Below are 18,545 nucleotides of genomic sequence, written 5' to 3'. Positions count from 1 at the left end.
CGCGCTTCGCAGCCTGGCTGTGCTGCGCGTATCGCCGCTGTGGTCAGTTTTTGTCCGCGTGCTCGCGCTCGAACGCATCGAGCACTGCACCGATGCCCGCGTCGAACGGCGTGCGCCGCCCGATGCCGAGCGCTTCGAGGCGGCCCGAATCGAGATGACAGTCACGCGGACGCGGCGTCGCGTCCGTGGGTTGCGTCTGCGCGATCAACTGCGCCTCGATCCCGAGCGCGCGCGCGATGCGTTGCGCGATGTCGTACTTGGTCATCGGCTCGTCGCCGGACCATTGCGCGATGCCGCGCACGGCCTCGCCATCCGCACAGCGCGTGAGCAGTTCGCGGATCACGACGGCCACGTCGGGCGTGAAGGTCGGATAGCGCGTGGCCCACGCGTCCATCGGCGCCGGTTTGGCCGCGGCGTGCGCAGTCGCTGCCGCCGCGCGGATCGCCGGTACGAGGCTCGTGACCGCCGACTCGTTCCAGTCGACGATCGGCCCGTACAGCAGCGGCAGACGCAGCACGAGCGCATCGTCGCTCGCGTCGAGCAGCGCGCGCTCGCCTTCGAGCTTGCTGTGGCCGTAGGCGTTGAGCGGATTCGGCGCGGCATCCGGCAAATAAGGCGGCTGCGTGCCGTCGAACACGTAATCGGTGGAGATCGACAGCACCCACGCGCCGCGCGCTTTCGCCGCCGTGGCGATGCTGCGCACCGCGTCGACGTTGAGCGCGCGCGCAGCGGCGGGATCGTGCTCGCAGACATCGGGGCGTCGCTCGGCGGCGGCGATCACGATGGCATCGGGCGCTTCACGCGCGACGAAGGCCGCGACGGCTTGCGCATCGCGCACGTCGAGCGCGACCTGGCGCGGCCCCACGCGGCTGTGCGCGGTCTGCACGACCTGCCAGCCGGTTTCGGCGTCGAGTTCGCGCACGAGCGCGCGTCCGAGCAGGCCGGACGCGCCGATGACGGCGACCTTGAACATGGCGCGCCCGGCCTCAGGCGGCCGTGCCCTTGACCGTGTAGCCGGCTTCGTCGATGGCGGCCTTGAGCACGTCGGCGCTCTGGGTCGATTCGACGCTCACGCGGCCCGCGGCCAGGTCGATCTGGACCTGGGCGGCGGCGTCCTGCTCGTGGATCGCGCGCGTGACGGCGCCGACGCAGTGCTGGCAGCTCATGCCTTCGACGTTGAACTGGATCATGATGTTTTCCTTTGCTGAGTGAACGGAACGGAGGAGACGAAAGACATATGCGGCCTGTGCCGGATTATGCCAGTGGGGGCCAGGCGCTCATCGGCGGGACTGCCGGCGAGCGCTGGACCTTCCCATCGTGGGAAGGTGTAGCATCGATACATCGATGACAATTCGGCAGGAGAGCAGCATGAACATTGGCGAAGCGGCGCGCGCCTCGGGCGTCACCGCGAAAATGATCCGCTACTACGAGAGCGTGGACCTGCTCGCGCCCAAGGCGCGCACGGAATCGGGCTACCGCGTGTACGGCATGGAGGAGGTGCACGCGTTGCGCTTCATCCGGCAGGCGCGGCGTCTGGGTTTTCTCGTCGACGATATCCGCCGCCTGCTGGCGCTCTGGCACGACCGCTCGCGCGCGAGCGCCGAGGTCAAGGCCATCGCAATGGAGCACGTGGCCGAACTCGACCAGCGCATCGCCGAACTCACGCAGATGCGCGACACGCTGCGCCATCTGGCCGCGCACTGCCACGGCGACGATCGGCCCGACTGCCCGATCATCGAGCGCCTCGCCGATCCTGAGCCGGTGGAGCAGACTGGCGCGGCTTGAGCGCCGCAACCGAGGGTGCAACCCTCGCAGACAAATTGTCGCAACCGACTCGCCCGGGGAGCTTTTTGCACCATATCGGTGCTAAAAGTGCCGTCCGACTCCGCCCTGAGCCGATCCATGCAAGAAATGTGTCGATAAATCATTAAGTTGCCAAATGCGCGCGGCGCATCATTCCAGATTGGAATGCACCGCATTCGAGCAATTCACTGGTAAAGTCAGGTGCAACCGCTATAATACGGGTTATCCCTTACGAGGGTAATCCCTGATGCAAATCCACCGGGGATACGACCGATCCTTGGAGAACACCATCATGTTTGCGTACCTTCTTGAAAAGCTGAGCACCTGGTTTGAAACTGCCGAACGTCGTCGCCGCGAAGCGTATCTCGCTTCCTCGTCGGACATCGTGCAACTCGAACAGCGTATCCGCTCGCTCGAATCGAACGGCTACTCGCTGTAAGCAGCCGCAGGCAATCTGCGCTGTCGCAAGCCCCGCCTTGGCGGGGCTTTGTCATTTCTGCGGTCCGGCGTTCTGGTGCTCCGGCGCTCCGTGTCTGAAACGCTTCGATGAAGGCAGTCTCAGCCTTCCCACCGCGGTAAGGTAAAGTCTTTTTTGCGACAAGCCGACAACACAGTGGAGTCGCTTTCTTCTACCGGGGGACGTTCATGGCGCCAGTCAACTTTTTTCACCATTCCGTGTGTGCGCTTGCGCTCGTGACGCTTGGCGCATTGACCAGCGCCGGCGCGCAGGCGGGACAGCCGCTGATCCTCGATACGCAGCATGGGATCAGTGACGGCCAGAAGGGCATCGTGTTGCAGAATGCGCCGCTCGGCCAGTCGCAGATGGTGCCGATGCAGCAGCTACCGTCGCCGGATGCCAATAATCAGCAGCCGATCATCGTCGCGCCGTATGTGGAAGTGCCGGGTGGCGGGGGCGGGCGGCCGCCGCGTCCGCGGCCCGCGCAGCAGCAGTACGCGCCTGCGCAATAAAGCGCAACAGGGCGCAACAAGGTGCGGTAAGTAGCGGGATGAATCGAGTGGGCATGCCGCGAACGGGCATGCCGCGTGAAATCGTCTGGCGTTAGTCGCCAGGCATCAATCGCCGCGCGATTCGAGCTTGAATTGCGCGCCGTCGTCCTCGCCGAGCGTCTTGACGAGCCAGGGCATTGTTTCCTTGAGCGCGGCGACCAGCGTGTACGGCGGGTTGACGATGAACATGCCGCTGCCGAACAGACCAAAACCATCGTGCGGCGGACGCTTCACCGACAGCGAGACGTGCAGCCAGTTCTTGTCCTGCAGACGCTTGAGCTGCTCGGGAAAGCGCTGCGATTCGGGACGCGTGACCTGCGGATACCAGACCGCGTAGGTGCCGGTCGCGAAGCGCTGCAGTCCATCCTCGACGCACTTGATCGTGCGCGAATAATCGCGCTTGTCCTCGTACGACGGATCGATCAGCACCAGCGCGCGGCGCGGCGGCGGCGGCAGAAGTGGCTTGATGCCGTCGAAACCGTCGCCCGCGTAGATCATCACGCGGCGGCCGGCGTCGTGAAAACGATGGCGCAGCACGTCGATTTCCGTGCTGTGCAGCTCGAACAGACGCATGCGGTCCTGCTCGCGCATCAGACGCCACGCGAGATAGGGCGAACCCGGATAGAAGCGCAGATTGCCGTCGGGATTGAGCGCCGCGACTTCGTCGACGTAATCCGAAAGCATCGGCGGCAGGTCGCTGCGACCCCAGAGTTTGCCGATACCCGTGTCGAATTCGGCATTCTTGGTGGCGTAGCCCTCGCGCAGCGCATAGGCGCCCGCGCCCGCGTGGGTGTCGATGTACCAGTAGGCCTTGTCCTTCTTGCCGAGGTACTGCAGCAGTTGCACGACGATGGCGTGCTTGAGGACGTCGGCGTGATTGCCGGCGTGGAAGGCGTGGCGGTAGCTCAGCATGTTGGGGCGGACGCGAGGAAGGTGGCGACCGGCGCGCGCACTTGCGCGCCAATGGCGGTGAAACGATAAACGGCGGCGCTCAGGTTCTTTCGAGAGCTTCTTTCGAGCAAGCTCTTTCGGGACGCGCCGCTGGCGATGCGCGCCGGCGGCGTTTCACGTGCTTCGGGAACGAGGCATGCCGGCGAGGCCGCGTATTGTACAGCGTCGTGCAGCGCGGCCTGGCCCAAAGGCTGAGTTGCCGCCTTACTCGTAATGCTCGCCGACGATCGCCTCGATCTTCGCCTTCACTTCGGGCGTGATCTTTTCGGCCACATCGCGCGCCTTCATATTCTCGCCGATCTGCTCGACGCGCGACGCGCCCGTGATGACCGTGCTCACGTGCGGGTTCTTCAGGATCCACGCGAGTGCGAGCTGGCCGACCGTGCAATCGAGTTCCTTCGCGAAGTCGGCGAGCTTGCCGACGATGGCGTTCTTGTCCGCGTCGGTGACTTCCTTGCGCAGCCAGTCGTAGCCTTGCAGTTGCGCCCGGCTGTCCGACGGCACGCCGCTGCGATACTTGCCGGTCAGCAGCCCCGAGGCGAGCGGGCTCCACGTGGTGAGGCCAAGGCCGATGTCTTCGTACAGGCGGCGATATTCGTCTTCCACGCGGCGGCGATGGAACAGGTTGTACTGCGGCTGTTCCATGACCGGCTTGTGAAGATGATGCCGTTCGGCAATTTCCCACGCGGCGCGGATTTCCTCCGCGCTCCATTCCGACGTGCCCCAGTACAAGGCCTTGCCGCGCGTGATCATGTCGCTCATCGCCCAGACGGTTTCTTCAACCGGCGTGTTCGGGTCGGGGCGGTGGCAGAACACGAGGTCGACGTAATCGAGCTGCAGCCGCTTGAGCGATTCGTCGATGGCATTCAGCAGATATTTGCGATTGAGCGTGTGGTACTGATTGGGCGCTTCGTTCAAGCCCCAGAAGAACTTGGTGGAGACCACGTAGCTGACGCGCGGCCAGGCGAGTTCCTTGAGCGCCTGGCCCATGATTTCCTCGGACTTGCCGCCTGCGTAGACCTCGGCGTTGTCGAAGAAGTTGACGCCCGCATCGCGCGCCGCGGCGAGCGACTCGCGCGCGAGATTGCGATCGACCTGATTGCCGTACGTGACCCACGAGCCGATAGACAGTTCGCTAACCTGCAGGCCCGAGCGGCCCAGTCGCCGATAGTTCATGAACGCCTCCTTGTTGAGCTCGCCAAATTAGCACGATCGCGCGGGCCGCGCTGCGCGCGCGCGGCGTTGTGCAAGCGGTTGAACAGCCGGACCGCATGGATGGCCGAACCGCCGCCGTGCCTGCGCGCGACGATGCGCTGCGGCAAGCCTGCGCCGCCTTGTCCAGATCGACGCTTGCGACACGCGGCTTCATGCACAATAGCGCGGTTGGCCGCGGCGCAACATCCGGCCGGATGGCGTAGGACAAATGCAGGAAAACGCTTAAGCCATTCGACAGGTTTGACGGTATGCGCGCGTCGAGGTCTCATCTCTTCTACGTCGTTGTCCCATTCCTGGAGGTGCTCGATGTCGTCTCTCACTCTGAATTCGAAGCTCGATGGCAAGGTCGCGGTCGTTACCGGCGCGGCCAGCGGTATTGGCAAGCAGATCGCACTCACGCTCGCCCAGGCGGGCGCGGCCGTCGCCATCGCCGACCTTAACCAGAGCGGCGCCGACGCCGTCGCCGAAGAGATCAAGGGCGCGGGCGGCAAGGCGATCGGCGTGGCCATGGACGTCACCAACGAAGACGCCGTCAATCAGGGCATCGACCGCGTGGCCGCCGAATTCGGCTCGATCGACATTCTCGTTTCGAACGCCGGCATTCAGATCGTCAATCCCATCGAGAATTACGCGTTCTCCGACTGGAAGAAGATGCAGGCGATTCACGTCGACGGCGCGTTCCTCACGACCAAAGCCGCGCTCCAGCATATGTACAAGGACGACCGCGGCGGCGTGGTGATCTACATGGGCTCGGTGCACTCGCACGAAGCGTCGCCGCTCAAGTCGGCCTACGTGGCGGCCAAGCATGCGCTGCTCGGTCTCGCGCGCGTGCTCGCGAAGGAAGGCGGCAAGCACAACGTGCGCTCGCATGTGGTCTGTCCGGGCTTCGTGCGCACGCCGCTGGTCGAAAAGCAGATTCCCGAGCAGGCCAGGGAACTCGGCATTTCGGAAGAGGAAGTGGTCAAGCGCGTCATGCTTGGCGGCACCGTCGACGGCATCTTCACGACCGTCGAGGACGTCGCACAAACGGTGCTGTTCCTCTCGGCATTCCCCACGGCGGCCTTCACGGGTCAGTCGTTCGTGGTGAGCCACGGCTGGTTCATGCAGTAACGCGGAGGGCCGGTCATGGCGCAACGCAAGAAAGGGCAGGCGCAGTCGAGCGCCGTCGACGACGCGACCGGCGTACGCGCCGCCACGGGCGCACAGGTTGGCGAACCGGCAGGCGTACAGGCGGGCGCTGAAACCGCTCCCCGTCCCGGCGCGCACCCGCGCGTCTCGCGCTGCGCGAGCGACTCCGATCAATGGGAGACGGTCGCGCTCACGCTGCAAGGCGGCGGTGCGCTCGGCGCGTATCAGGCGGGCGTGTACGAAGGGCTGTTCGAGGCGGGCATCGCGCCCAACTGGATCGCGGGCATTTCCATCGGCGCGCTCAATACGGCGCTGATCGCAGGCAATGCGCCCGAGCATCGCGTGGCGCGTCTGCGCGAGTTCTGGGAGACGATCTGCCAGCCCGCGTGGAGTCCGCCGCTGCCGGCCTTCATCGAGCACGCGCTGTTCAATTCCGGTGACGCCGTGCGCAAGAGCTTCACGGCCTTGCAGGCGGCGGGCGCGGTGATCGAAGGGCAGAAGGGCTTCTTCACGCCGCGCTTTCCGCCGCCGCTGCCCACCGCGGCGGGCGAGCCGGGCAAGGCGAGCTATTACGACACCACGCCGCTCAAGGCCACGCTCGAACGGCTCTGCGATTTCGACCGCATCAATTCGCGCGAGATACGCGTCTCGGTGGGCGCGGTGAACGTGGGCACGGGCAACTTCGTCTACTTCGACAATTCGACCACCACGCTGCGCCCCGAGCATTTCATCGCGTCGGGCGCGTTGCCGCCGGGTTTCGCGGCGGTGGAAATCGACGGCGAGTATTACTGGGACGGCGGTCTGATGTCGAACACGCCGCTCTACGAGGTGATTCAGACCACGCCGCGGCGCGACACGCTCGCGTTTCAGGTCGATTTATGGAGCGCGCGCGGTCCGGTGCCCGACAACATCACCGACGTGCAGGGCCGCATGAAGGACATCCAGTATTCGAGCCGCACGCGGATGGTCACCGACATGCTGCAACGCTCGCAGCGTTTCCGGCACGTGCTGCGCGAGGTGCTGGAGCGCGTCGCGCCCGAGCATCGGCAGGACAGGTGGATCGAGCTGGCGGACGAACTCTCGTGCTCGAAGAAGTACAACGTGATCCACCTGATCTACCGGCACAAGGAGTACGAAGGCCACTTCAAGGACTTCCAGTTCGGCATTTCGACGATGCGCGAGCACTGGACGAGCGGCTTGCAGGACATCCGCGCGTCGCTCGGGCAACCGGGGTGGCTCGACAAACCCGATAACGATTCGGGCTTCGTCACGCACGATATCCATCGCGATATGCACGGGCACGGTTGAACGCGCGATTTGCGCTCAGGCAGGCGCAGTAGTCTGCGCCCAAACAAAAGGCGTCCGTTCTTGCGAACGGACGCCTTTTTCGTCTCACTTCGACGCGCCGTCCGAAAACGGCGCATCGAGGCGAATCGCTTATTTCGGCACGCTTACTTCAGCACGGCGGCGACGGCGGTCGCGACGGCGTCGAGGTTGCGCGTGTTCAGCGCGGCCACGCAGATGCGGCCGGTGCTCACGGCGTAGATGCCGAACTCTTCGCGCAGGCGGTCGACTTGCGCCGCCGTCAGGCCCGAGTACGAGAACATGCCGCGCTGCACGTTGATGAAGTTGAAGTCGCGGTCGACGCCGGCCGCCGTCAGGCGTTCGACGAGGCCCGTGCGCATCGCGCGGATGCGGTTGCGCATTTCGCCGAGTTCGGCTTCCCACATGGCGCGCAGGTCGGCCGAGCCGAGCACGGCGGCGACCACCGAACCGCCGTGCGTCGGCGGGTTCGAGTAGTTCGTGCGGATCACGCGCTTGAGTTGCGACAGCACGCGCGTCGATTCTTCCTTGCTGCTCGTGATGATCGACAGCGCGCCGACGCGCTCGCCGTACAGCGAGAACGACTTCGAGAACGACGACGACACGAACACGTTCAGTTCCGAAGCGGCGAACAGGCGCACGACTTCGCCGTCTTCGGCGATGCCGTCACCGAAACCCTGGTAGGCGATGTCGAGGAAGGGCACGAGCTCGCGCGCCTTCACGACTTCGATCACCTGCTTCCACTGGTCGATCGTGAGGTCGACGCCGGTCGGGTTGTGGCAGCACGCGTGCAGCACGACGACCGTGCCCGCGGCGTAGCCGTTGAGCGCGCTCAGCATGCCTTCGAAGTTCACGCCGTTGGTCTGCGCGTCGTAGTACGGGTAGGCGATGACTTCGAAGCCGGCGCTTTCGAACAGCGCGCGGTGGTTTTCCCAGCTCGGGTCGCTGATCGCAACCTTGGCGTTCGGGTTCACGCGCTTCAGGAAGTCGGCGCCGATCTTCAGCGCGCCCGTGCCGCCCAGCGCCTGCGCCGTGACGACGCGGCCCGCGGCCAGCAGCGGCGAGTCGTCGCCGAGCAGCAGCTTCTGCACGGCCGCGTCATAGGCGGCGATACCTTCGATCGGCAGATAGCCGCGCGGCAGGCCGGCTTCCACGCGGGCCATTTCCGCATCGCGCACCGCGCGCAGCAGCGGAATCTTGCCGTCCTCGTTGGTGTACACGCCCACACCGAGGTTCACCTTGGTCGCGCGCGTATCGGCGTTATAGGCTTCGTTCAGACCCAGGATCGGGTCGCGGGGGGCGAGTTCGACAGCGGAAAAGAGGGACATGATGGTTCGGCAAAAGTGAAGGGAGAAGCTCGGTGGACCACACGCTGCCGATATTCGCCGGTACTTCGGCAGATTCGGGACTTCTTTGGCGCGCTCCTCGCGAGCGACGAGCGCCGGGCAGCCGGCCACGCAACTCGCTATTGTAACGAATCCGCCGGCCGTATTTCCGCCGACTGCGACGCCAGCGGGGCCATTTGGTCTGCACCTGATGTCGCAGCCGCCGCGCCCGCGCGTGAATTTCCGCCGCAGCGTGCGGCGCGGCCCTTGCAGCGGCGCCTGCGACGCCCCATCTGTTCCTTCTGTCAGCTCTCCGCTTGCCTTTTGCCGACGGCGAAAACGGTTCCGGAACGCACGCCGCAGCCGCGCCGTCGCGCCCCGCAAGACCCGGCAGGCGCCCCCAAGGCTCGCCCCCCGGCAAGATCGGGCGAGACGCTAGAATAGTTGTTTGCTCCGCGCACAGGATGTCACCCATGTCCGACCATTCCGTGGCCGACGCGCCCGCGCTCGACGAGTCGAAATTCGTCCAGTACGAAGGCTCGCCGTTCCAGCTTTATCAGCCCTACCTGCCGGCCGGCGACCAGCCGACGGCCATCGAGACGCTCTGCGAAGGCGTGGGCGACGGCCTCTCGTTCCAGACGCTGCTCGGCGTGACGGGCTCGGGCAAGACCTACACGATGGCGAACACCATCGCGCGCCTCGGCCGTCCGGCCATCGTGTTCGCGCCGAACAAGACGCTCGCCGCGCAGCTCTACGCCGAGTTCCGCGAGTTCTTTCCGCGCAACGCCGTCGAGTACTTCGTCTCGTACTACGACTACTACCAGCCGGAAGCCTATGTGCCGCAGCGCGATCTCTTCATCGAGAAGGATTCGTCGATCAACGAGCACATCGAGCAGATGCGGCTGTCGGCGACCAAGAGCCTGATGGAGCGCCGCGACGTGGTGATCGTCGCGACCGTGTCGGCGATCTACGGTATCGGCAATCCGTCCGAGTATCACCAGATGATTCTCACGCTGCGCCAGGGCGACAAGCTCGGCCAGCGCGACGTCATCGCGCGCCTGATCGCCATGCAGTACAGCCGCAACGAGCAGGATTTCCAGCGCGGCACCTTCCGCGTGCGCGGCGACACCATCGACATCTTCCCCGCCGAGCACGCCGAAATGGCCGTGCGCGTCGAGCTTTTCGACGACGAAGTGGAAACGCTGCAACTGTTCGATCCGCTCACGGGCCGCGTGCGCCAGAAGATTCCGCGCTTCACGGTGTATCCGTCGTCGCACTATGTGACGCCGCGCGAGACTGTGCTGCGCGCCGTCGAGACCATCAAGACCGAGTTGCGCGACCGGCTGGAGTTCTTCCACACCGAAGGCAAGCTCGTGGAGGCGCAGCGCCTCGAACAGCGCACGCGCTTCGACCTCGAAATGCTTCAGGAACTGGGCTTTTGCAAGGGCATCGAGAACTATTCGCGGCACTTTTCGGGCGCGATGCCCGGCGAGCCGCCGCCGACGCTGGTCGACTATCTGCCGCCCGACGCGATGATGTTCCTCGACGAATCGCACGTGCTGATCGGCCAGCTCAACGGCATGTACAACGGCGACCGCGCGCGCAAGGAAAATCTCGTCGATTACGGTTTCCGTCTGCCCTCGGCGCTCGATAACCGGCCGCTCAAGTTCAACGAGTTCGAGCGCAAGATGCGCCAGGTGATCTTCGTGTCGGCAACGCCCGCCGACTACGAGAAGCGCGTCACGGGCCAGATCGCCGAGCAGGTGGTGCGGCCCACGGGCCTCGTCGATCCGGTGATCGAGGTGCGGCCGGCGTCCACCCAGGTCGACGACGTGCTCGGCGAGATCAACGAGCGCGTGGCGGTGGGCGAGCGCGTGCTGGTCACCACGCTGACCAAGCGCATGGCCGAGCAGCTCACGGAGTTCCTCGCCGATCACGGCGTGAAGGTGCGCTATCTGCATAGCGACATCGACACGGTCGAGCGCGTGGAAATCATCCGCGATCTGCGTCTGGGGACGTTCGACGTGCTGGTCGGCATCAACCTGCTGCGCGAGGGCCTCGATATTCCCGAGGTCTCGCTGGTGGCGATTCTCGATTCGGACAAGGAAGGTTTCCTGCGCGCCGAACGCTCGCTGATCCAGACGATCGGGCGCGCGGCGCGTAACGTGAACGGCAAGGCGATTCTCTACGGCGACCGCATCACCGACTCGATGCGCAAGGCGATCGACGAAACCGAACGCCGCCGCGCGAAGCAGATGGCCTTCAACGAGGAGCACGGCATCGTGCCGCGCGGCGTGGTCAAGCGCATCAAGGACATCATCGACGGCGTCTACAACGTGGACGAAGCGCGCGCCGAGCTGCGCGAGGAGCAGGAGCGCGCGAAGTTCGAGGATATGTCCGAGAAGCAGCTCGCCAAGGAAATCAAGAAGCTCGAAAAGCAGATGATGGACTACGCGAAGAACCTCGAATTCGAAAAGGCGGCGCAGACGCGCGATCAACTGGCCGTGCTGCGCCAGCGCGTGTTCGGCGCGAATGTGGGCGACCATCCGGCCTGATCGTGGCGCCTGGCGACGGGCGCGAGGGAAAACCGGCGAACGCGCGCGGGGTTTTTGATCGCGCGCTTTCTTTTTGGCTTGCGCCGGTTTCAGTGTTTTCCTCGCTTAATCCTGCAATTGGCTTTCGGATCGCCGTATCGCGAAAATAGATTCGGATCCAGTCGTAAGGCGCCGTTAAGCTTACGTGTGTAACGGTGCTAAAACCCTGTTGCGATGGGGCTTTCTGGCTTCCACAAATTGTTCCGCACTGGCTTCGGTGTTAAACTCCGCCATTATTGAGAATTGTTCGCATTAACATTTTCAGGTTGATGCGCGTTGTCGGTTCGGTGGTATCACTCATAAAAAAATCAGGAGTTTCGATGCGGATCCAATCTTTCGTGCGCGGCACCGTCGTCATGGCGGCCGCAGCGGCGGCGTTCTCGGCCCAGGCGGCCGAATACCCGATCGGCAAGCAGGCCATCCAGGGCGGCATGGAAATCGGCGCGGTCTATCTGCAGCCGATCACCATGGAACCGGAAGGCATGATGCGCAAGGCGTCGGACTCGGACATCCACCTCGAGTCGGACATCCACGCGGTCAAGAACAACCCGACCGGTTTTGCCGAAGGCGACTGGATGCCGTATCTGCAGGTCCATTACGAACTCTCGAAGCCGGGTTCGAGCTACGTGCAAAAGGGCGACCTGATGCCGATGGTCGCCAACGACGGCCCGCATTACGGCGACAACGTGAAGCTCGCCGGTCCCGGCAAGTACCACCTGAAGCTGATCGTCGAAGCGCCGATGCAGACGGGCCACATGGCGTTCGGCCGTCACGTCGACAAGGAAACCGGCGTGGGCCCGTGGTTCAAGCCCATCACGATCGAATACGATTTCCCGTTCGCGGGCATCGGCAAGAAGGGCGGTTACTAAATCCGCATGCGGCCCGCGCGCGCCAGTCGCCGCGCGGGCCGCGTCGCGAAGCATTCAGCAGGACCCCGAGTCGCGCGCAGTCGCTGCGCGCAGGACACGAAGGAGCAGGTAAGACTCATGACCGGAATTCGCAAGTTTGCGGCGCTCGCGCTCAGCGCGTCTTTTGCAGCGTCGCTGGCGGGCGTGGCCACGGTGGCGCACGCCGAGGATCTGCCGACGTTCAAGCTCGAAATGACCGACGGCAAGCTGAACCCCGCGCGCATCGAAGTGCCGGCGGGCAAGCGCATCAAGATCGAGGTGCGTAACACGGGCAAGGGCGCGGCCGAATTCGAGAGCGTTCAGTTGCGCAAGGAAAAAGTGCTGGCGCCGGGCGCGGATTCGTTCGTCGTGATCGCGCCGCTCGATCCGGGCGAGTACAAGTTTTTCGACGATTTCCATCAGCAGGCGCAGGGTGTGATCGTCGCGAAGTGATGCGATTCGATCGGCCAGAAGCCGTCATCGTCATGAAGTGAAGAACGCGGCCGGCGCGTGTGCCGGCGGCAGGAGCCAAGGAATGGGTCAGGTATTGTTCATCGTCTGGCGCGAGAGCGTGGAAGCGCTGCTCGTGGTCGGCATTCTGTATGCGTGGCTGAAGAACGGCGACGCCGACGCGCGCCGTGGTCTGCCGTATCTCTGGGCCGGCGTGGGTCTGGGCATTCTCGCGGCGATCGCGCTGGGCGCGGCGCTCGTGGGCTTCACCGAAGTGCTCTCGGGCGACGCCCAGGACTACTTCCAGACCGGCATGGTGCTGGTCGCCTGCGTGCTGATCGTGCAGATGGTGCTGTGGATGAAGCAGCACGGCCGCACGCTCAAGCGCGAGATGGAAGAGTCGCTCGAGAAGAGCACGCGCGATGCGAACTGGTGGGGCATCACGGTGCTGGTCGCGCTGGCCATCGCGCGCGAAGGCAGCGAGACGGTGATCTTCCTCTACGGTCTCGGTTTCGGTCAGTCGGGCCACGTCGACGCGAGCCAGTACGTCGCCGTGCTGCTCGGCCTCGGCCTTGCGTTCCTCACGTTCTATATTCTGCAGCTGGGCGGCAAGTACTTCTCGTGGCGCTATTTCTTCCGCGTCACCGAGATCATGCTGCTGTTCCTCGGTGCGGGCCTGTTTCAGACGGGCGTCGACAAGCTGATCGACAAGGAAATCCTGCCGACCATCGTCGACCAGGTGTGGAATTCGTCGGCGATCCTCGACGATTCGAGCACTTTCGGTTCGCTCGTCGCGACGCTCACGGGTTATCGTGCGCATCCGGCGCTGATGAACCTGATCGCTTACGCGGTGTACTGGCTGGTGGTAGGGTTCCTCGCGCGCCGCGCGAGCGGACGTCACGCCGCCATGACCAAAAGGACAGCAGCATGAGGGAAGCAGTATGAGTTGTGCATCGGCCCCGCCGCTGCAAAAGCGGGGCAAGCTGGCCCAGGCGGGCCAATGGATGCAACGGCACGGTGCGGCTATCCGCGCCGTGCAGTGGGTCGTCGTTGCGGTCTATGCGTTCCTGATTCTCGTGCCCGCGGTCATGCCGCTGCCCGACGATACGGCGCACCTGTGGAACAACCTCACGCTCGCGGCGCAGTTCGTGTTCTGGGGCATCTGGTGGCCGTTCGTGCTGCTCTCGATGGTGATGCTCGGGCGCGTCTGGTGCGGCGTGCTCTGCCCCGAAGGCGCGCTCACCGAGTTCGCCAGCAAGTTCGGGCGCGGCTGGGCGATTCCGCGCTGGATGCGCTGGGGCGGCTGGCCGTTCGTGGCCTTCGGCCTGACCACCATCTACGGACAGATGGTGAGCGTCTACCAGTACCCGAAGGCGGTGTTGCTGGTGCTGGGCGGATCGACGCTCGGCGCGATGATCATCGGATTCCTGTACGGACGCGAGAAACGCGTCTGGTGCAAATACCTCTGCCCCGTGAACGGGGTTTTTGCGCTTCTGGCGCGCCTCGCGCCGTTCCGCTTCAAGGTCGACGAAGACGCGTGGCGCAACTCGTACACGCACGGCGAGCACGGCGGACATCGCGTGATTCCCGTGAACTGCGCGCCGCTCGTGCCCCTGCGCAACATGAAGGGCGCCGCGCAGTGCCACATGTGCGGACGCTGCAGCGGCCACCGCGACGCCATCGCGCTGACGTGGCGCTCGCCGGCGGAAGAAGTGGTCGAACTCGGCGACAGCCAGGCCAGCGGCTGGGACACGGCGCTGATTCTGTACGGCCTGCTCGGCATCGCGATCGGCGCGTTCCACTGGACCGGTTCGCCGTGGTTCATCGACATCAAGCAGTGGCTCGCGGGCTGGCTGATCGACCGCGACATCACCTGGCCGCTCGACACCAACGCGCCGTGGTTCCTGCTCACGCACTATCCGGCGCAGAACGACGTGTTCTCGTGGCTCGACGGCACCATGATCGTCGGCTACATCATGACGACGGGGCTGATCTACGGCACGGTCCTGTTCGCGATTCTCGCGGCGTCGAGCGCGGTGCTCGGCCGCTTCGAGATGCGCCGTCTGCATCACCTCGCGCAGTCGCTGATTCCGCTCGCGGGCGCGGGCGTGTTCCTCGGCCTCTCGGCCACGACGCTTTCGCTGCTGCGCGCCGAGCACGTGCCGCTCGACTGGGCGACCGAGGTGCGCATCGGCATTCTCGTCATCACGAATCTGTGGAGCGCGTGGCTCGCGTGGCGCGTGACGGGCCGTTACAGCGCGCGTTTCTGGCAGCGCGGACTCGCTTTCGTGGGCTTCGCGCTCGCGCTGGCGGTGGTCGACAGCGCGTGGTGGCTGATGTTCTGGGGCTGGACGCGTTGATCGTGGCGCGCGTTCACTAAGCGCTTCATCGCGCGCGGCCGCTATATGCGGGATCAGCGTGTCGCCGCGCGCCGTCGGATGTTAATCTCGAAAACCGGGTTGGCCTTTGCCACCCGGTTTTTGACTTTTCGGAGAGACGTATGCGAACGCGAGCAGTTCTGACCGAAGAAGATGTGACGAAGGTAGCCGACGCGGCTGCCGCGCACGCCCGTGCGAACGAGTGGAACGTGACGATCGCGATCGTCGACGATGGCGGGCATTTGCTGTTCTTGCGCCGCCTCGACGGCGCGCCGCCGATCAGCGCCGAGATGGCGCCCGGCAAGGCGCGCACGGCGGCGCTCGGACGCCGCGAAAGCCGGCTCTACGAAGAGGCGATCCGCCAGGGCCGCACCGCGTTCCTGAGCGCGCCGCTCACGGCGATGCTGGAGGGCGGGGTGCCGATCGTCGTGAATGGCGACGTGATCGGCGCGGTGGGCGTGTCGGGCGTGAAGTCCGATCAGGACGCGGAGATCGCGCGCGCCGGCATTGCGGCGCTCGGGATCGAGTGAGATTGCCGGGTCTTGCCCGGATTCGCTTAGGGCTGCCGATCGATGTTTCCGGCAGTCGTCTCGACGATTGCCCTGAGTAACCGAGCAAACCGCCAGGGTTTACGCGCGGCGAAGCGGAGCTGTGGTTATAATCGCGGCTCACGCATCGCCGCTGTACCGAGCAACACAGTCGAACAAGCAGGCGAGCGCTGGCTCGCCATCCCCAGGCGGCATAAAAAAATACCCCATAGAAATGACAAACGCCGCGGACCATGCCGCGGCGCTCGCCTCGGGCGGGCACGCTTTGCGCGCCGCTCCGTCATCACAGGTGAGAACAAAAAAATGGCTTGGCTTGCTGTGACGGCTGGCTTGAAGGATGTCTGCACGAAGGGGTCTAGATCTCGCGTGCAAGCCGTCGTTGCTGGCTACTGCCCAACGCCTCTCGATGGAGGCGGTCCCCACAATACTCGGTACTACAACAAATCTGCCTGCCTCACTTGGTGAGAATCAGCTTGCCCAAACGCGTGGCGCGCAGCTGATACGTCTCGCCGTTGTGCAGGATGCTCACATGGCTTCGGCCTTGCAGCAGGGCCGTGCTGTCGAGCGTTCGCTCGCTGCTGGCCGGTGCTGCCGTGCTGGCGGTGTCGGCACTCTTGCGCGCGGCAGCGGCGGTGACGGGTTTCGCGGGTCGCGAGCCGGTCAGCGCGGAACCGTTACGGCGCAGGCTGAGTGTCGATGAGCGATTGAATTCAGTCATGAACGTGACGTCTTGTGTGTGTCTCGATTCGATGGATGAATTCTAAATGATAATCGTTCCCATTTTCAACTGCGATAAATTCATCGGATTCGTGTGCCGATAGTTTTATGCGTGGCGCGTGAAATAAGGCTTGAAAAACAAGGTCGACGCGCGCCCGGCAACCTCCGCGCGCGCGTCGTGCATCGGCAAAATTCTCAATGCAGCGGCGCGTCCTGCTCGCCGGGCATCCCCTGCACGTACTGTCGGATCAGCCGCACGGTGTCGATATCCGACTCGCGATACGCCGACTTCACGATCTCCGAGGTCTGGCGATCGTCCTCGTTTTCGGCGGCCGGCAGGGTGGTGCGGTACTCGAAGCGCAGGAACAGCTGCGCCTCCTCCGGTTCCTCGATCGTCATCGTGAGCGAGCCGCCGACGTGTTCGGCGGTCGGCAGGATGTCGTAGCGCACGCTCTCGTTGAGCGTGAACGTCACGCGGTCGCGCACCGTGGCCTGGCCGTAATGCAGCTCGCGCTCCATCGTGTTGGCTTCCTGCGCGAGGATCGTGCAGCCGTCGAGGCCGATCACGAACAGCTGCGGCTGCTCGGCGCGCAGCACGAGGCCTTCCCAGAGCTGGTCGCGTGTCATCGGCAGGACGAGCGGGTTCTGCGGGTCGTTGATCTGGATAAGGTGTTCGAAATTCAAGGCAACGTCCTGTGTGTCTATGTCCGTGCGCCGGGCGCGCCGCCTTCAGGCGACGACGAGCCCCGAGCGGATCGTGATCGTATTCGTGAGCACTTTATGCACCGGGCACGCGTTCGCGATCTGCAGGAGGCGCTCGCGCTGCTCCTCCGTGAGATGGCCTTCGAGCGCGATCTGGCGGTCGATCATGGTGCCCGCGCTGCCGGTTTCCATCGACAGTTTCACGCGCACGCCTTCGAGCGGCCATTCCTTGCGCTGCGCGTACATCTTCAGCGTGATCGACGTGCAGGCGCCCAGGCTCGACAGCAGCAGCGAAAAGGGCGAGGGCCCGCGGTCGCCGCCGCCGAGCGAGGCCGGTTCGTCGGCGATCCAGGTGTGGGTGCCGTCGTCGAACTGGACTTGATAGTTGGTCGAGCCGATGTGTGCGGTGACTACGGAATCGGTCATGCGCTTCTCGCTAACGGAACGGTTGAACGGAGAACGGCCGCGGCGCCCGCGATACGGCGGGCGACGGGCGGCCAGTGAAACCTCATTGTGACAAAAAGCGCGTGAGCCTGCGGGTTAGCGTCGGTGGCCGGGGTCGGCGACCGACGTAACCGGCAACCGGCTGGCCGGCCTCAGTGCGAGATGCGTCCCATGCGGCCGGCCTGGTAGTCGAGCACGGCCTGGCGGATCTCGTCTTCGGTGTTCATCACGAACGGGCCGTAGCGCACCACCGGCTCGTTGAGCGGCAGTCCGCCGATCAGCAGCACTTCGACCGGCTCCGTGGCGTCGGCGGGCGCGGCGATCGTCACGGTCTCGCCGTCGCCGGCGAAGGCCACCATATGCTGCGCGTCGATCGGCTCAGCGTGGTCGCCGTACAGCGCCTTGCCCGCGAGACCGTAGGCGAACACGTTCCAGGCGTGCGGCACCGGCTGCTCGACGCGCGCGCCGGGCGCGAGCGTGAAGTGCAGATAGAGGATCGGCGTGCGCGTTTCGATCGCGGCTTGCGCGCCGAGCGATTCACCCGCGATCACCTTGACCGTGGCCTTGCCGTCCGCCGAGCGCCCTTGCGGAATGCTCGCGTGCGGCATTTCCTGATAGCGCGGCGCGATCATCTTGTCGCGCGCAGGCAGGTTCACCCACAGCTGCAGGCCGTGCATGCGGCCGCCCGTGCGCGTGAACTCGGGGTCGGGCATCTCGCTGTGGATCACGCCCGCACCGGCCGTCATCCACTGGACGTCGCCCGGATTCAGCGTGCCCGACTGCCCCGACGAATCCTTGTGGCCGAAGCGGCCCGCGAGCATGTACGTGACCGTCTCGAAGCCGCGATGCGGATGGTCGGGCGCGCCTTTGGCGGCGCCGGGCGCGTAGTCGGTGGGCCCCATTTCGTCGAGCAGCAGAAACGGGTCGAAATCCATCAACTGACGGGTGGGGAACGGGCGGTGGACGATGAATCCCCCGCCCTCGGTGGTGCGAACCGCGGGAAAGACGCGTTCGATCGAGCGGATGGCCGGCATGGATATCACCTCGGAAAAATGGGAATTGCGCGATATGC

Annotated in this window: 21 protein-coding genes; 11 read left to right on the top strand and 10 right to left on the bottom strand. The window is 64.9% G+C overall.

Annotation, left to right across the window (positions count from 1 at the left end; all coding sequences use genetic code 11):
• Window positions 1–43: 43 nt before the first annotated feature.
• Together BMY06_RS27405 and BMY06_RS27400 are read right to left on the bottom strand one after the other, a co-directional pair.
• A complete protein-coding gene (locus BMY06_RS27405) occupies window positions 44–973 on the bottom strand; it encodes a dTDP-4-dehydrorhamnose reductase family protein (RefSeq protein ID WP_074986433.1) in 930 nt (309 codons plus the stop codon).
• Between the two features lie 13 nt (window positions 974–986).
• Window positions 987–1,193 (bottom strand): heavy-metal-associated domain-containing protein, encoded by a 207-nt coding sequence (locus tag BMY06_RS27400; protein ID WP_065061361.1) that lies wholly within the window; start codon window positions 1,191–1,193, stop codon window positions 987–989.
• 175 nt (window positions 1,194–1,368) lie between these two features.
• Between BMY06_RS27400 and cueR the strand changes: the two genes are divergently transcribed.
• The 3 genes from cueR (at window position 1,369) to BMY06_RS27385 (ending at window position 2,772) form a co-directional block, all read left to right on the top strand.
• Window positions 1,369–1,785 carry a Cu(I)-responsive transcriptional regulator gene (gene cueR, locus BMY06_RS27395; RefSeq protein WP_065061362.1) on the top strand — a complete coding sequence of 139 codons (417 nt, stop codon included), beginning with the start codon at window positions 1,369–1,371 and terminating at the stop codon, window positions 1,783–1,785.
• A gap of 310 nt (window positions 1,786–2,095) precedes the next feature.
• Entirely contained in the window at window positions 2,096–2,242 is a 147-nt protein-coding gene (locus tag BMY06_RS27390) for a DUF3563 family protein (protein WP_074986432.1), read from the top strand.
• 206 nt (window positions 2,243–2,448) lie between these two features.
• Complete coding sequence (locus BMY06_RS27385) at window positions 2,449–2,772, top strand: hypothetical protein (protein WP_074986430.1); 324 nt, start codon at window positions 2,449–2,451, stop codon at window positions 2,770–2,772.
• 105 nt (window positions 2,773–2,877) lie between these two features.
• Here BMY06_RS27385 and BMY06_RS27380 read toward each other — a convergent pair whose 3' ends face one another.
• From BMY06_RS27380 to BMY06_RS38990, 3 genes are all read right to left on the bottom strand, one after another.
• Complete coding sequence (locus tag BMY06_RS27380) at window positions 2,878–3,723, bottom strand: 23S rRNA (adenine(2030)-N(6))-methyltransferase RlmJ (protein WP_074986428.1); 846 nt, start codon at window positions 3,721–3,723, stop codon at window positions 2,878–2,880.
• Window positions 3,724–3,966: 243 nt separating this feature from the next.
• Window positions 3,967–4,938 carry a potassium channel beta subunit family protein gene (locus BMY06_RS27375; protein WP_074986426.1) on the bottom strand — a complete coding sequence of 324 codons (972 nt, stop codon included), beginning with the start codon at window positions 4,936–4,938 and terminating at the stop codon, window positions 3,967–3,969.
• Window positions 4,935–5,297 carry a hypothetical protein gene (locus BMY06_RS38990; RefSeq protein WP_124263056.1) on the bottom strand — a complete coding sequence of 121 codons (363 nt, stop codon included), beginning with the start codon at window positions 5,295–5,297 and terminating at the stop codon, window positions 4,935–4,937. Before BMY06_RS38990 ends, BMY06_RS27375 begins: the two co-directional genes overlap by 4 nt.
• On the opposite strand from BMY06_RS38990, the gene BMY06_RS27370 reads away from it, so the two are divergent.
• Both BMY06_RS27370 and BMY06_RS27365 read left to right on the top strand, forming a co-directional pair.
• Window positions 5,284–6,087 carry a 3-hydroxybutyrate dehydrogenase gene (locus tag BMY06_RS27370; RefSeq protein ID WP_065061366.1) on the top strand — a complete coding sequence of 268 codons (804 nt, stop codon included), beginning with the start codon at window positions 5,284–5,286 and terminating at the stop codon, window positions 6,085–6,087. The two genes, BMY06_RS38990 and BMY06_RS27370, sit on opposite strands and share 14 nt — an antisense overlap.
• A gap of 15 nt (window positions 6,088–6,102) precedes the next feature.
• The gene (locus BMY06_RS27365) at window positions 6,103–7,413 is read left to right on the top strand and encodes a DUF3734 domain-containing protein (RefSeq protein WP_074986423.1); all 1,311 of its coding nucleotides are present in this window, start codon (window positions 6,103–6,105) and stop codon (window positions 7,411–7,413) included.
• Window positions 7,414–7,556: 143 nt separating this feature from the next.
• Here the strand turns inward: BMY06_RS27365 and BMY06_RS27360 are convergent, their stop codons facing one another.
• Window positions 7,557–8,756, bottom strand: coding sequence for an amino acid aminotransferase (locus BMY06_RS27360; RefSeq protein WP_065061368.1), 1,200 nt, complete (start codon window positions 8,754–8,756; stop codon window positions 7,557–7,559).
• A 470-nt stretch (window positions 8,757–9,226) separates the two neighbouring features.
• On the opposite strand from BMY06_RS27360, the gene uvrB reads away from it, so the two are divergent.
• The 6 genes from uvrB (at window position 9,227) to BMY06_RS27330 (ending at window position 15,592) form a co-directional block, all read left to right on the top strand.
• Window positions 9,227–11,308, top strand: a complete 2,082-nt coding sequence (uvrB, locus tag BMY06_RS27355; protein ID WP_074986421.1) for an excinuclease ABC subunit UvrB — start codon at window positions 9,227–9,229, stop codon at window positions 11,306–11,308.
• A gap of 359 nt (window positions 11,309–11,667) precedes the next feature.
• A complete protein-coding gene (locus BMY06_RS27350; protein WP_065061370.1) occupies window positions 11,668–12,216 on the top strand; it encodes an iron transporter in 549 nt (182 codons plus the stop codon).
• Between the two features lie 117 nt (window positions 12,217–12,333).
• Complete coding sequence (locus tag BMY06_RS27345) at window positions 12,334–12,687, top strand: cupredoxin domain-containing protein (RefSeq protein ID WP_065061371.1); 354 nt, start codon at window positions 12,334–12,336, stop codon at window positions 12,685–12,687.
• Window positions 12,688–12,769: 82 nt separating this feature from the next.
• Complete coding sequence (locus tag BMY06_RS27340; RefSeq protein ID WP_065061414.1) at window positions 12,770–13,615, top strand: FTR1 family iron permease; 846 nt, start codon at window positions 12,770–12,772, stop codon at window positions 13,613–13,615.
• A 10-nt stretch (window positions 13,616–13,625) separates the two neighbouring features.
• Window positions 13,626–15,044 (top strand): 4Fe-4S binding protein, encoded by a 1,419-nt coding sequence (locus BMY06_RS27335; protein WP_074986419.1) that lies wholly within the window; start codon window positions 13,626–13,628, stop codon window positions 15,042–15,044.
• 140 nt (window positions 15,045–15,184) lie between these two features.
• Entirely contained in the window at window positions 15,185–15,592 is a 408-nt protein-coding gene (locus BMY06_RS27330) for a GlcG/HbpS family heme-binding protein (RefSeq protein ID WP_074986417.1), read from the top strand.
• Window positions 15,593–16,064: 472 nt separating this feature from the next.
• Here the strand turns inward: BMY06_RS27330 and hemP are convergent, their stop codons facing one another.
• The 4 genes from hemP to BMY06_RS27310 all read right to left on the bottom strand — a co-directional run bounded on the left by hemP (window position 16,065) and on the right by BMY06_RS27310 (window position 18,507).
• Window positions 16,065–16,328 carry a hemin uptake protein HemP gene (hemP, locus tag BMY06_RS27325; protein ID WP_074986415.1) on the bottom strand — a complete coding sequence of 88 codons (264 nt, stop codon included), beginning with the start codon at window positions 16,326–16,328 and terminating at the stop codon, window positions 16,065–16,067.
• Window positions 16,329–16,522: 194 nt separating this feature from the next.
• A complete protein-coding gene (locus BMY06_RS27320; protein WP_065061375.1) occupies window positions 16,523–17,011 on the bottom strand; it encodes an SRPBCC family protein in 489 nt (162 codons plus the stop codon).
• Between the two features lie 45 nt (window positions 17,012–17,056).
• Window positions 17,057–17,455, bottom strand: coding sequence for an OsmC family protein (locus tag BMY06_RS27315; RefSeq protein WP_074986413.1), 399 nt, complete (start codon window positions 17,453–17,455; stop codon window positions 17,057–17,059).
• Between the two features lie 170 nt (window positions 17,456–17,625).
• A complete protein-coding gene (locus BMY06_RS27310; RefSeq protein WP_065061377.1) occupies window positions 17,626–18,507 on the bottom strand; it encodes a pirin family protein in 882 nt (293 codons plus the stop codon).
• Between the last annotated feature and the right edge of the window lie 38 nt (window positions 18,508–18,545).

This window comes from Paraburkholderia tropica (assembly GCF_900109265.1).
Taxonomy (GTDB): Bacteria; Pseudomonadota; Gammaproteobacteria; order Burkholderiales; family Burkholderiaceae; genus Paraburkholderia; species Paraburkholderia tropica.
The sequence above is the reverse complement of the archived record's forward strand: the minus strand, read 5'-3'. Positions and strand labels throughout refer to the sequence as shown.